At 71.8% G+C, this 12,861-nt stretch carries 13 protein-coding genes; 7 read left to right on the top strand and 6 right to left on the bottom strand.

What is annotated here, in order from left to right; all coding sequences use genetic code 11:
• Window positions 1–116 precede the first annotated feature (116 nt).
• Window positions 117–902, bottom strand: a complete 786-nt coding sequence (locus NQU55_RS35855; protein ID WP_256791851.1) for a response regulator transcription factor — start codon at window positions 900–902, stop codon at window positions 117–119.
• A 401-nt stretch (window positions 903–1,303) separates the two neighbouring features.
• Between NQU55_RS35855 and NQU55_RS35850 the strand changes: the two genes are divergently transcribed.
• On the top strand, window positions 1,304–1,981 hold the full coding sequence (locus NQU55_RS35850) for a ScbR family autoregulator-binding transcription factor (protein ID WP_168095551.1): 678 nt from the start codon (window positions 1,304–1,306) through the stop codon (window positions 1,979–1,981).
• A gap of 508 nt (window positions 1,982–2,489) precedes the next feature.
• Here the strand turns inward: NQU55_RS35850 and NQU55_RS35845 are convergent.
• A complete protein-coding gene (locus NQU55_RS35845) occupies window positions 2,490–3,155 on the bottom strand; it encodes a ScbR family autoregulator-binding transcription factor (RefSeq protein ID WP_168095550.1) in 666 nt (221 codons plus the stop codon).
• Between the two features lie 305 nt (window positions 3,156–3,460).
• On the opposite strand from NQU55_RS35845, the gene NQU55_RS35840 reads away from it, so the two are divergent.
• Complete coding sequence (locus NQU55_RS35840) at window positions 3,461–4,651, top strand: ScbA/BarX family gamma-butyrolactone biosynthesis protein (protein ID WP_168095549.1); 1,191 nt, start codon at window positions 3,461–3,463, stop codon at window positions 4,649–4,651.
• Between the two features lie 113 nt (window positions 4,652–4,764).
• On the opposite strand, the gene NQU55_RS35835 is transcribed toward NQU55_RS35840, so the two are convergent.
• Entirely contained in the window at window positions 4,765–5,538 is a 774-nt protein-coding gene (locus NQU55_RS35835; protein ID WP_168095548.1) for an SDR family NAD(P)-dependent oxidoreductase, read from the bottom strand.
• 107 nt (window positions 5,539–5,645) lie between these two features.
• Here NQU55_RS35835 and NQU55_RS35830 point away from each other — a divergent pair, with 107 nt between their 5' ends.
• The 5 genes from NQU55_RS35830 (at window position 5,646) to NQU55_RS35810 (ending at window position 9,687) form a co-directional block, all read left to right on the top strand.
• On the top strand, window positions 5,646–6,872 hold the full coding sequence (locus NQU55_RS35830; RefSeq protein ID WP_256791850.1) for an FUSC family protein: 1,227 nt from the start codon (window positions 5,646–5,648) through the stop codon (window positions 6,870–6,872).
• Between the two features lie 340 nt (window positions 6,873–7,212).
• Window positions 7,213–7,692 carry a M48 family metalloprotease gene (locus NQU55_RS35825; protein ID WP_256791849.1) on the top strand — a complete coding sequence of 160 codons (480 nt, stop codon included), beginning with the start codon at window positions 7,213–7,215 and terminating at the stop codon, window positions 7,690–7,692.
• Entirely contained in the window at window positions 7,677–8,828 is a 1,152-nt protein-coding gene (locus NQU55_RS35820; RefSeq protein WP_256791848.1) for an MAB_1171c family putative transporter, read from the top strand. The genes NQU55_RS35825 and NQU55_RS35820 overlap by 16 nt, the downstream gene beginning before the upstream one ends.
• A 35-nt stretch (window positions 8,829–8,863) precedes the next feature.
• Complete coding sequence (locus NQU55_RS35815) at window positions 8,864–9,166, top strand: thiamine-binding protein (protein ID WP_168095292.1); 303 nt, start codon at window positions 8,864–8,866, stop codon at window positions 9,164–9,166.
• A gap of 77 nt (window positions 9,167–9,243) precedes the next feature.
• Window positions 9,244–9,687 (top strand): CBS domain-containing protein, encoded by a 444-nt coding sequence (locus tag NQU55_RS35810; protein WP_168095291.1) that lies wholly within the window; start codon window positions 9,244–9,246, stop codon window positions 9,685–9,687.
• A gap of 36 nt (window positions 9,688–9,723) precedes the next feature.
• On the opposite strand, the gene NQU55_RS35805 is transcribed toward NQU55_RS35810, so the two are convergent.
• The 3 genes from NQU55_RS35805 to NQU55_RS35795 form a co-directional block, all read right to left on the bottom strand.
• Complete coding sequence (locus NQU55_RS35805; protein ID WP_168095290.1) at window positions 9,724–10,995, bottom strand: condensation domain-containing protein; 1,272 nt, start codon at window positions 10,993–10,995, stop codon at window positions 9,724–9,726.
• Window positions 10,992–11,930, bottom strand: coding sequence for an NAD-dependent epimerase/dehydratase family protein (locus NQU55_RS35800; protein ID WP_168095289.1), 939 nt, complete (start codon window positions 11,928–11,930; stop codon window positions 10,992–10,994). Before NQU55_RS35800 ends, NQU55_RS35805 begins: the two co-directional genes overlap by 4 nt.
• On the bottom strand, window positions 11,927–12,861 hold a 935-nt coding region (locus NQU55_RS35795), incomplete at its 5' end, for a GNAT family N-acetyltransferase (protein WP_256791847.1). The genes NQU55_RS35795 and NQU55_RS35800, both read right to left, overlap by 4 nt.

The following is a 12,861-nucleotide window of genomic DNA, read 5'->3' as shown; positions in this document are numbered from 1 at the left end:
AATGTCCTCTTTCAAAGACGATCGGAAGTCATCGGATGTCGGCAGACCCAATCAGAGAGCGGTCGAGCGGTGATCGACGAGGCACTCGTGTGGCCGCGGAGAGGGAGGGGGCGGGCTCAGGCGTGCCCGAAGCGGAAGCCGACGCCGCGGATGGTGATGATCCAGCCGGCGGACCCGAGCTTGCCCCGCAGGCTGCTGACGTGGGTGTCGATCGTCCGGCCGGGGCGGGACCAGTAGTCGTCCCACACCTGGGTCATGAGCTGCTCGCGGGAGACGACCTTCTCGGGACGGGAAGCCAGCAGGTGGAGCAGGTCGAATTCCTTGCGGGTGACGTCGATCCGGCGTCCCCCCATGTGCACTTCGCGCAGGCCGGGGTCGATGGTCAGCGCTCCGCTGGTGATGACCCCCTCCGAGGGGCGCGCCGCGGGGCGGGCGCGGCGCATGACGGCCTCGATGCGGGCCATCAGTTCACGGAAGCCGTAGGGCTCCACGACGTAGTCGTCGGCGCCGGCCTGCAGACCGAGGACCCGGTCGAGCTCACCGGACAGGGCCGTCACCGCGATGATGGGGACCTCGCTGGCGGCCCGCACGGTCCGGCAGACCTCCAGGCCGTCCAGATCGGGCAGTTCCGGATCCAGCAGGACCAGGTCCGCCGACCGGTACGCGGCGAGGGCGGCCTCCCCGGTGGCGACGGAGAAGGTCTCGCAGCCGTGGCGCTGCAGTCTCCCGGCCAGCCTCTCGGCGGCCTGGATGTCGCTGTCGACGACGAGGATCCGCAGCGTCTCGCCCGGCCGCGTCATGGCCGGGGCCCGGTCCGCAGGATGCCCGGCCCTCGGCCCGGGCACCCGCCGGGACGCATCCCCGGGGTGCGCATCGAGAAGGGTGCTGACCTGCTGATTCATCGCTGCTCCTGCACGTTCGCGCGGCGACGGCGCCGCGAACAACCGTTCGTCGCGACATTACAAACCGGGCTGTCGGTTTGTCAAAGAGCTAATGGGGCGAGGCGATGCCTCCTCTAGTAAAAGCCGCATTTCAGTCACGAACGTATGGCGCGGGCTGAAAAATTAAGGCAACTTGCCTCATAGTAAGCGGATTTAAGGGTATCCACAGGGAGGGCATCCCCTTGCGCCGGCTCGCCGATCGGTACGGTGTGCAACATGAGAGGCACGGCCCGTGGGGGCTCCCTGACGCCAGATATCTCACTTAACGCGTATATCGGGCAGCGGCAGTAGAAATAAAACCAGTTAGTTGGTTTCATGTGGCCCATGACGTGCCCCATGACGTTGTCCCCCAGGAGTTGCCGGTGACGAAGCAAGAACGGGCCATGAACACCCGGCACGCATTGATCCGCTCCGCGGCCCAGGCCTTCGACCAGTTCGGCTACACCCGCGCCAAGCTCGCGGGCATCAGCGCCGGCGCCGGGGTGAGTTCGGGCGCCCTGCACTTCCACTTCGACACCAAGGCGGCCATGGCCGCGGCCGTGGAGTCCGAAGCGGCCCGGACCCTGCACGCCCTGGCCCGGCACGCCCACCGGAAGAGCCCCTCCCCCCTGCAGGCGCTCGTCGACTCGTCGCACGTCATCGCCCAGCAGCTGCGCTGGGACGTCGTGGTGCGGGCGGGTTTCCACCTCAACTGCCGTACCGCGCACCACTCCGAGACGAACCTGCGCCAGGAGTGGCTCGAGTGCGTACGTCGCACGCTGGAACGGTCCGCGACCCACGGTCAGACGCCGCCGCAGGCCGTGAGGGAGGAGCTGACCGCCACGGTCGTGGGGGCGACCGCCGGATTCGAGGCCCTGGCGCGCCACGACCGCAGCTGGCTCTCACGCCACACCCTCACCGGCCTCTGGCACACCTTGCTGCCCCAGCTGGCGACGCCCAAGGCGCTGACCCAGCTGCAGCCCGCCGGCACGGAATCCGTCATCAACGCGACCGGCACCACCGCCGACCGGCCCGCCGGGGCCGACGCGCTCCGCGGCTGAGCTCCCGCGGCGCCTCCCGCGCCGGAGAACAGCAGCCACGACCCCGCGAACAACCGTCAGGCCCGCAATGCATGTTGCGGGCCTTTGTCGTTCCCTTGAAAGCATGGAGAAACCAACCGTGCGGTTTCTCCTTCGCTTGCACCCGATCGCCTTCCCCGGGGGACATTCACCCAGGTCACGGGATGAGTATGGGATTCCCGTCGAGCCTTGACAAACAGGATGGCCGGTTTGTTAGCGTCCCTGACGTCGGATCACCCGAGGCCCCGCTGTCATGAGCAGCGGTCCGGGACAGCTTTTCGATGCCGTGCCGGGAGTGACGAGGGGGGCTCGCATCCATTGGCACCAAGCGCCCGCGCCGGCATCGGCCACAAACACAGGGGGAAGTGTGGACGTCGTCATCCGTGGCAGCTCGGAGGGCCTGCCCTCCATGCGGCAGCGGTCCTGCACAGCCCGCCGCCCGCACATCTCCTGCCCGCCCGGCGTCACCGCCGGGGAAGAGCCCCGGTCGTCACGACGCGGCGGACGCCGCTTCCTCTTCACGCTGGGCGCAGTGCGCGTCCCAGACCCGCGTCCCGCGGTCGGGGGCCGTGTCCAGCGCCCGCAGCGCACCCGGCACCGCGACGCCCGGCAGGATCGTGTCGTAGAGCAGCGCGATCCGCTCCTCCAGGGAGTCGCCCCCGTCCAGGGCCGTCGAGAGGATCTCGACGCCCGTCCAGGCGCTCACGAACAGCACGGCGATCCGCTCCGTGTCGACGTGGGGCAGCAGCTCCCCCTGCTCCTTCGCCGCGGTCAGCTGCCCCGCGATGAAGGAGATCCACGCCGGCCAGGACGTGCCGAACAAATCTCGTGCCTTGCGGTCGGCCGACAGCCGGATCGCGGCGCTCAGCAGGGGCTCCCTGGGCAGCCGGTGCGCCAGCACCATGCCGACGTCCACCCACTCCTGCAGGCGCGACTCCTGGGGCATGACGCCCTCGGTCGTCAGCGCCTCGCTGAGGACGCCGCGCGCCAGCTCCTCCTTGGAGGCGAAGTGGAAGTACAGCGCGCCCTTGGTCACGCCCGCGCGCCCGAGGATCTCCGCGATCGTCGCCGACTCGTACCCGTACTCGTCGAAGACCTCGCCCGCCGCCTCGAGAATGAGACGGCGCGTGTGAATCGCCCGTGCCTGCTTCGCCATTGATTACCTCCCAATCACCGACAGCCAACCGCTACAAGACCGCTCGCCCGGCAGGATCGCCGGGCACAGCCGGACGAGCCGGGCAGGGCCCGCGGACAACGGCCTGAGCAAGCACGACGACACCGGCGCACCGGCGGAACCTGCGGTCCGCCCCCGGTGCGGCGAATCCGGGGTCTTCCTCTCCGGCCCGCCGGGGTGGCCGGCTCCATACCCTGCCCTCCACCCAAAAAGCAAACCGGATAGTACGTATCTTATCACCGAGCCGGCTAACCACCGGGACGCACGAATCCACTTCGAGGAGAGACGTGTCTCAGATCCTGCTCAGCCCCGCTCCCCGTGCCGACCAGGGCACCCCGCAGCACGCCGGCCGGTCCGTCCCGCGCCGGAGCCTCCGGCTGCAGGCCGATCAGATCGACGCGTCCGGCCGGCTCCGCGCCTCAGCCGCAGACCCTAGCGCCGAAAACACGCGGACCGGCAACGGCGCCGACGACACAGCCGGCGGCCCCGGAGCCGTCGGCAGCGGCGGCGTCGCCAAGGAGCTGGTCCACCTGAGCTTCGACGACGCCGTGTACCTGACCGGCTGCGAGCAGCAGGACGCCACCCATTACACCGTCTCCGCCGTCTGGCCCGCCCACACGGCCCACCGCATACCCGGCCGGGGCACCCACTACGAGACCCTCGCCGTCGCCCAGACCGTTCGCCAGGCGGCCCTCTTCCTCGCCCACACCGCCTACGCGGCCCCGCTGGACCACGCCACTCTCCTGCGTACCTTCTCCTACAGCCTCAACCCCGACGCTGCCGTCGACACCCACAGGGCGACGCCGCTGCGCATCAGCATCACGTCCACCCCCACCATGACGCGCAACAAGCGCACCACCGCCCTCCATCTGCAGATGACCATCACCGCCGCCGGGTCCGACGACGCCGGCGACGAGGCCTCCGAGACCGTTCTCGCCACGGGCGAGACCGACTTCGAGTGGATTCCCCCCATGGTCTACCGCCGCCTCCGGGGCGCGTACCACCGGCCGCCCACGACCCTGCCGCCCGTCACACCGCCCCTCCCGCCCGTGCAGGTCGGCCGCACCGCGCCCGACGAGGTCGTGCTCAGCCCCACGGCGCAGCCCCGCACCTGGCAGCTGCGCCACACCTTCGACAACACCGTCCATTACGACCACGCCGTCGACCACGTCCCGGGACTGGTGCTCATCGAGGCCGCCAACCAGGCCGCGTACACCCTCACCGCGCCCGTCACCGCAGGCACCGACGCGGACACGGCCCCGTGCGCCTGCGTCCCGGACGCCCCGGGCCCCGGCTACCGTCCCCAGCCGGTCACCACGCAGACCACGTTCCACCGGTACGCGGAGTTCGACGCCCCCGTCACCCTGACGACCGAGACCCGTACGACGTCGCGCACCGTCACCCACACGACGGTCGGGTTCCAGAACGGCCGGCCCGTCTTCACCACCACGCACACCGCTCCCGCGCCCGTAGCCTGACCGTGCGGGGCCGAAGCAAAGCAAGGCGCGGCGCGCCACAGCGCGATCACGGGCGGAGCCCGGCGGCCGGACCGGGCCGCCGGGCTCCGCCCGTGTCACACCACCGTGCGGCGTCACACCAGCGTGAATCCGCCGTCCACGGGCAGCACCGCTCCCGTGACGAACGACGCCCGGTCGCTGCACAGCCAGGCCGCGGCCTCCGCGATCTCGGCCGGCTCGGCCGTGCGCGCCTGCGGCGTCAAGCGGTGGAGCTCCGGCTCGATGTGCGGGTTCCGCTCGAACCAGCCGGCGATGATCTCGCTCCGCGTCGTCCCCGGCGCGACCGTGTTCACCCGGATGCCGTGCGGCGCGTACTCCGCGGCCGCGGCCTTCGTCAGGCCGATCACCGCGTGCTTCGACGCGATGTACGGAGCGGCGGCGGGTATCGCCACCATCCCGGCGACGCTGCTGTTGTTGACGACGGATCCGCCGGACCCGGCCTCCACCATGGCCGCGAGCTCGTGCCGCATCACGTTCCAGACGCCCCGGACGTTCGTATCCATGATCGTGTCGTAGGCGTCGTCCTTCATCAGGTGCATCGGCTCCTGGTCCCACCCGATTCCCGCGTTGTTGAACGCGGCGTCGAGGCGCCCGTGCCGCTCCACCGCGAACTCCACCGCCCGCCGCGCGTCGTCCTCGTCCCGGATGTCGCCCACGACGAACGCGGCGTCACCGCCGCCCCCGCGGATCTCCTCGCACAGCGCCGCCAGGCGCTCTTCCCGGCGCGCCGTCAGCACGACCGCGGCGCCCTCGCGCGCAAACACCTTCGCTGCGGCGGCACCGATGCCGCTGCTCGCCCCCGTCACCAGAACGCACTTACCGGCAAGAAAACCCTGATGTTCAGTCATGCCGGGAATCCTGCCATCCCGCCGCGCGGGCCCGGCCGGCCCCTCCCGCCACCCGAGTGGCGCATCGGATGGCTCGCAGGCGGGCGGGAGGGGGAAGGAACCCCGATGTGCCCGGGCTTCGTGACCCCCTGACGATGCTGGTGAGGCGCGGCAGGGAACCCGCGGTCGTGCAGACCGTCCGGTCCACCGCAGCCGCGGTGATCGCCTATGTCGTGGCGCTGTGGCTGAGCAACGAGCCCGCCCCGCTGACCGCACCGCTCACCGCGCTGCTGGTCGTCCAGGTCACCCTGTACGCCACCCTCACCACGGGCGTCCGCCGGGTCAATTCCGTGGTGGCCGGCGTCATCATCGCGATCGGCTTCAGTGCGCTGGTCGGGCTGACGTGGTGGAGCCTCGGGCTGATCATCCTGGCCTCCCTCGTCATCGGGCGGTTCGTGAAGGCGGGCGAGTTCGTCCCCGAGGTCGCGATCAGCGCGATGCTCGTCCTGGGGGTGACGCGGGTCGCGGAGACGGCGTGGGACCGCGTGCTGGAGACCCTGATCGGCGCGGTGGTCGGCCTGCTCTTCAACGTCCTGCTCGTGCCCCCGGTGTGGGTGCAGCCCGCCGGGGAGGCCATCGAGGACCTCGCCCGCCGCATGCGCCTCCTCCTGCAGGACATCGGCGAGGAGATCAGCGGTCACACCCCCGTGGAGGAGGCCGCGGCCCGGCTGCACGCCGCCCGGCGCCTCGACCACGACATCGTCCAGGTGGACGCCTCGCTGCGGCAGGCCGAGGACAGCCTCCGGCTCAATCCGCGCGTCAAGGAGGGGCTCCTCTACCGGGTCGTGCTGCGCACCGGGCTGGACGCGCTGGAAATCACCGCGGTGGTGCTGCGCGTGACCTGCCGGACCCTCACCGACCTCGCGACCCACCGCAGGGAGGAATCGCTCTTTCCCGAAGAGACCGCCGCCGCGCTCCGGGAGGTCTTCACGAACATGGCCCTGGCGGTCGAGCACTTCGCCATCGTCATCACGACGCACGTCACCACCAGCGCGGAACACGCCGAGGACAACCTCACGCGCGAACTCGACGCCGCCCGCAGGACCCGTGACGACGCCGCGGAGCTCCTCCTCCGCCAGGTGCAGCTGCACCCCCGGCAGTGGCAGCTGCACGGAGCGCTGCTCGCGGAGATCGACCGCATCCTCGACGAGCTCGACGTGGAGAAGCGCACCGAGCGGCTGACGCAGGAACTCGACCGCCACTCCCGCGAACAGCGCGAGCGCTACCCGCGCCTCCACCGCATCGTCCAGCGGCTCCGCAAGAGCCGCTACGGCCGTCGCAGCACGCTCAAGTAGCCGCCGGTCCTCCCTTTTCGCAGGCGGCTTTCCCTTTGTCCCTCCGGAGCCCCCGGGATTCCCCGGCAACGTTCCGCAACCCTGGCGTGACGCGGCGCGGCGATCTACGATCGCAGGCGGCTTGGGCATATGTGCGAGGGGGGCTCGTGGTACTGCCATTGACCGCCTTGAAGCATGCCGTGCGGGGCTGCCCGCCCACCACCGGCTCCGGGGGGCCGCGATGACCCGGCGCGGCTACCGGGTCATGTGCCCGCCCGTCCCTACGACCGCGGGAGAAGCGACTGAGATGCACTGGAGGCATCTGCGCCGCCGATGCCAGAAGGTGATCGGCCGGATTCCTGTGCCGGACCCTTTCTCCGCACAGGACCTGTGCGAACGCCTTGCGGCCGAGCGCGACCGGCCGCTGCGTTTACTGGCTCTGCCCACACCGACCGTCCCCGGGACGCCGTCGGGAATGCTGCTGTCCGTCGAGACCCAGGACTTCATCCTCTACGACGGGCAGACCAGCCCGTTGCACCAGGAGCACATCATCGTCCACGAGATCGGGCACCTGGTGTGCAACCACCGCTCCGCGCTCGACGACACCCGGCTCCACCGCCACCTCGACATCACCGATCCCCAGTCGGTGCGCCGGGTCCTGCCGCGGATCCGCTACGGCGACGAGCAGGAGCAGGAGGCGGAGATGATCGCCACCCTGATCCTGGAGGCGGCCGGGCGGGTGCCGGCGCCGACGCTGCTGTCGGGGATGCTCGGCGGCCTGGAATCGGCGATGGGCCTGCGGGTGGGCCGTCCTGCGGGGGCCTCGTGCTCATCTGGATAGAGAACGCGGGCATCGCGGCCCTGTGGTCGGCGGCCGCCGTCAGGGCTCCGCAGGCCGTCCGGCACCGGGAGCAGCGGCCCCTGTGGTTCGCCGTCGTCATGATCGCCGTGGCGATGTCCATGCACCTCGAACCCGTGACGGCCGTGCTCGCGCGCATCGTCCCCGGGGCGCACTGGGTGGACCTGACCACCCATCTGTTCAGCATCGTCGACGCGGCGGCGGTCCTGTGGTTCATCCACGGGGCGGCGGGCCGCCATCGCCGCACGCACCTGCTGTTCGGCACGGCGGTCGCCGTGATGGCCGCGCTCGTGCTGCTGGACGTGCTGGGGCCGGCGCACGCGCGCAATCAGATCGCGCCGTCCCGGAGCACGGCGAGCGTGCCGGACGCCTACTGGTGGGTGTTCTTCGCCTTCCACCTCACGGCCGACACCCTGTGCGGATTCGTGTGCTGGAGCTACGGCCGGCACGGCACGCCGCGTCTCCTGCGCTACGGGCTGCGTCTGTTCGGCACCGGCATCCTGCTGGCGTCGGTGCTGTGGTCGCTCAAGCTCGTCTACCTGTACACGCGTTCACCGGTGTTCGCGCCGCTGTTCTCGCCCGTGACCGGTGTCGAGGCGGTGTTCATGGCGCTCGGCGTGGCGCTTCCGGTGTTCGCCCGGATCCGGACCCACCTGCAGTACCGCAGGTCCTACCGCGGCCTGGAACTGCTGTGGCAGGACCTGACCACGCACACGCCGGACGTCGTGCTGCGCCCGGCCAACCGCATCGGTGCGGCGGCCGTCCCCCTCCAGCTGCGGCTCTACCGCCGGGTCATCGAGATCCGTGACGCGATGATCGTCCTGCGCAACTACATTCCGCCCGCCACGCTGGAGTCCATCCGGCAGAGCGTGGGGCGGCAGGCCCTGCCGGAGCACCTGGTGGAGGCGCACATCACCGCGTCCTGGCTCACGGCCGCCCTGCGCAACAAGCACGACGGCCTGAAGCCCCATGCCCAGACGGCGAACCTCACGGGTCCCACGGACCGGGATGCGGACGAGTCCTCGGCGCGCAGCCTGACCCACGAGATCGACCGTCTCCTGCTCGTCGCGTCCGCCTATCACGCGACCACGACCGCCCCGCAGCCCGCGGGGAAATGAGACGAAGAGAGACAGAGAAAGGACGGCGGACCACCGTGCTCATCGCCTTCACCCTGACCCCCGTCGGCGTCGGGGAGAGCTTTCCCGACGAGATCGCCGACGCCGTGCGGATCATCCGGGAATCCGGGCTGCCGTACCGCTCGGATTCCATGTACACCATGATCGAGGGCGAGTGGGACGAGGTCATGGACGTCGTCCGGCGGGCCACCGAGGCCGTCGCCGCGAGGGCGCCGCGGGTCCAGCTGGTCCTCAAGGCCGACCTGTGGCCCGGGAGGCCCGGCCTGCTGGACGGAAAGATCAGCATGTTCGAACAGCACATGGCCGACCGCGGGCGGTGACCGTGCGCGCATGGCGTCGGGTGGTCATCCGTGTTGCGATGGAGAAAGGCAATCCGGCCACGACGGGAGGAGCGATCATGGCACGCAACAAGCCGCTCAAGGCCCGCGACATCATGACGGCGGGCGCGAAGTGCGTCGGCGAGCACGAATCGCTGCAGGACGCGGCGAAGATGATGCGCGAGCTGCAGGTGGGTGCGCTGCCCATATGCGGTGACGACGACAGGCTCCAGGGTCTGGTCACCGACCGGGACATCGTCGTCCAGTGCGTGGCCGACGGTGTGGATCCGGCGCGCGTGGAGGCGGGGTCTCTCGGCGGGGAGCTGCACTGGATCGACGCGGACGCGAGCGCGACGGACGCCCTGGCGTCCATGGAGCAGCACCAGATCAAGCGGCTGCCGGTCATCGACGTGCAGAACGGCCACCGCCTCGTCGGCATGATCTCGGAGGCCAACCTCGCGCAGAACCTCTCCGACAAGCAGATCGCGGAGTTCGCGTCGCGGGTGTACGCGGGAGCGCACTGACCGCCGGCGTCACGGGGGTTCGGGGGCGGGCACCCGCTAGCCCTCGGGGCGTGCCAGCGCGAGCGTCCCGGTGGCCGTGGGTGCCGCTGCCGCCCTGAGGTGGGCCATGGCCCTCTCGCACAGGCCCGCCGCATCGGGGTCGGTGGAGGTGACGCTGAGGAACAGCCGTCCGCCCAGGCCGATCAGGATGACCACGGGGGCGCCGGAGAGCGTGGTGTGGGCGACGCCGTGGAAGGCGGTCAGGCGCAGGTCTCCGTACGTGTCCGGGATGGACATGCGGACGTTGCTCAGCGCCACGTCGAAGCGCGCGCCCTTCTTCTCGCTGCGGTGGAGCAGCGCGGTGATCATCCGGTGGGGCAGGGGCATCAGCCGGAAGCCGGCCACGAGGGGGCGCAGTTCCTCCGGGTGCAGACGGCGGTGAAGACGTTCCTTGACGTCGCGGGCCCGGCTCCAGAAGCCGTCCTCGGGCCCCGGGTCGACGGGGAGGACGAAGCTGGCGGCGTAGAGGCCGACGGACTCCTGGGGGGCGGGGACCAGGATCCGGCGCAGGTCCGCCGCGACGGCGATGCGGGCGGGCCCGGAGGCCCGGCGGGCGCGGGCGAAGGCCGTGCAGAGGGCTCCGTGCACGGTGGTCCGCTCGGCGCGGCAGCGTTCGAGCAGCGCGGTGGTCTCCGCCTTGTCCATCGTCCAGGTGTGGCAGGTCAGCGGTGTGGCGGGGCCGCAGGCCCGGGCCGGTCCGGTGGCCTGGCCGGGGATGCGCAGGGACCGGGAGAGCTTGACGAGGTCGGAGGGGCGGACGCGCGGCCCGGGGAGGAGGCCGTCCGCGGAGGGCGCGGCGACCACCGGCTGTTCCGCGGCGGGTGCGGCCAGGTGCTCGAGGACGTCGCGGATCACGATGGCGGCGGAGTGGCCGTCCGCCACGACGTGGTGGAAGGCGGCGAGCAGGTCGAAGGACGTCCCGCCGTCGACGAGGACGAACCGTGCCAGGGGGCCGGTGGCGGCGGCGAACGGGCGCTGGAGCTCCTCCTCCATCACACGGGTGAGGGTCCGTCCGGGGCCGGCGCCCACCACGCGCAGGGGTGTCTCGGGCACGTCGCGGGTCGTGAGCCAGGCCCGCCAGGGGCCGGTGCGCTCCACGCGGGCGCCGAGGAGGGGGTGGCGGTCGCGGACGGCGGCCAGGGCGTGCCGCAGCCGGGCGGGTGTCGTCGCTCCTTCCACGTGGACGGCCGCGATGACGGTGGCGGGCAGGGCCTCGCCCGCCGCCCAGACCACGCGTTCGTACGGGGAGAGACGTCGGCGCACGGTCATGTGCTGCTCCGGATGTCGAGGGGTGCGGGACTCAGGGTGCTGCGGAGTCCGTCGGGCCAGGTGATGCGGGGGGTGAAGGAGGGGAGGGTGCCGGGTGCGGTGGTCCAGGAGGGGTGCCGGGCCTCGCCGACCTTGTCCGGGTTGAGGATGCCGGTGCGGCCCAGGGTGCGGGCGGCGGCCAGGGCCAGGGGGACGGGGAGGTGCACCACCCGGGGCGGGCGCCGGCCGACGGCCGCGGCGACGGCCGCGCCGATGTCGCTCCAGAGGTGTTCGGTGCCGTCCCCGGCGTGGTAGACCGCGCCCGGCGTGCCGGATTCGGCGGCGGTGAGCAGGGCCCGGCACAGGTCGTCGACGTGCAGCAGGGAGTAGCGGCGGGGGCCGCGGCGGCCCACGGCGGGAAGCAGCCCGGTCCTTGCGGCCGCGGTCAGGCTCGGCAGGAAGTGGCGGTCGCCCGGCCCGTAGACGATGGGGGGCCGCACGGTGAGGGCGGGCAGGCGGGTGTCGGCCTCCCTCAGGGCCTGTTCGCCGCCGAGTTTGCTGCGGCCGTAGGCGGAGACGGGGGCCGGCGGGTCGTTCTCGTGGCGCAGCCGGCCGGGGCCGCTTGCGGCCAGGGAGGAGCAGTAGACGAGGCGGGGCGGGTGGGGCTGGGCGGCCAGGGCGGCCACCAGGCGCCGTGTGCCTCCGGTGTTGACGGTGGTGAGGGCCCGGGGGTCGGCGGCGTGGGTGAGGGCGGCGAGGTGGACGACGACGTCGGCGTCGGCGGTGGCCTCGCGCAGCCCGGTGCCGGTGACGAGGTCGACGGTCTCGGTGCGCGCGCCGGGGACGGGGCGGCGGGGGTCGCGCACGAGCGCGGTGACGTCGTGGCCGAGCGCGGTGAGGTGGGCGACGAGGCGGGTGCCGATGAATCCGGTGGCGCCGGTGACGGCGTATCTCATCGGGCTGCGGCCGGAGCGGGAGAAGGGGCGGGGGCGGTGTCGAGGGTGCGGTGGTAGAGGCGGTGGGTGCGGGTGTGGACGGCGCCCATGGCCCGGGCGTAGCGGGCGGCGTCCTGGTTGTCCTCCAGGATCCACGAGTACTCGTTCTCGGTGTATCCGAGGCGTGCGGCGGCCTCCTGGGCCCGGCAGAAGAGGGCGGCCATCAGCCCTCGTCCGCGGTGTTCCTTGGTGATGCCGGAGGTGGAGGCGCGGGTGCGGGTGATGCGGCGGCGCGCGAGGGTGGCCCGGATGAGTCCGAGGGGCAGGCCGCAGGTGGTGAGGCGGCCGCGGGCCGCGGACAGCGCCTGGTTGGCGTCGGGGAGCCAGAGCGTGAAACCGGCGGGCTCGCCGTCGACTTCGGCGATCTGCAGCAGGTCGGGCTGCAGGAGGGGCTTGAGGCGGCGGCTGAGGTGCCTGAACTCGGCGTCGGTGAGGGGCACGGAGGCATAGTTCTCGGCCCAGGCCTCGTTGTAGATGCGCTGGACGGCGGCGAGGTCCTCGTCGTAGCGGCGGCGGTCGAGGGACCGCACGTTCACGCCGGGTGCGGCCAGGGCGCGCCGGGCGGCGCGGCGGATGACCGCGGGGACCTCGCCGTCCGGCGGCACGGGGCCGGTGAAGGTGTGGAGGTCCTTGGCCTTGGTGAAGCCGTGTTCGGTGAACAGCTCGGAGTAGTACGGGGGGTTGTGCGGCATCTGGACGGTGGGCGGGCCGTCGAACCCGTCGACGAGCAGGCCGCATTCGTCGTTGGTGGTGAAGCTCAGGGGGCCGAGCATGCGGTCGGCCCCGCGCTCGGCCAGCCACCGGCCGGCGGCGGTGAACAGCGCGCCGGCGACGGCCGGGTCGTCGGTGGACTCGAAGAAGCCGATGTGACCGGTGCCTGCCCGGTGGCGCA

Origin of the sequence: Streptomyces telluris, from assembly GCF_024519335.1 — a bacterium.
In the GTDB taxonomy this organism is placed as follows: domain Bacteria; phylum Actinomycetota; class Actinomycetes; order Streptomycetales; family Streptomycetaceae; genus Streptomyces; species Streptomyces telluris.
Note: the sequence above shows the minus strand (reverse complement) of the source record. Positions and strands in the feature narration are given on the sequence as shown.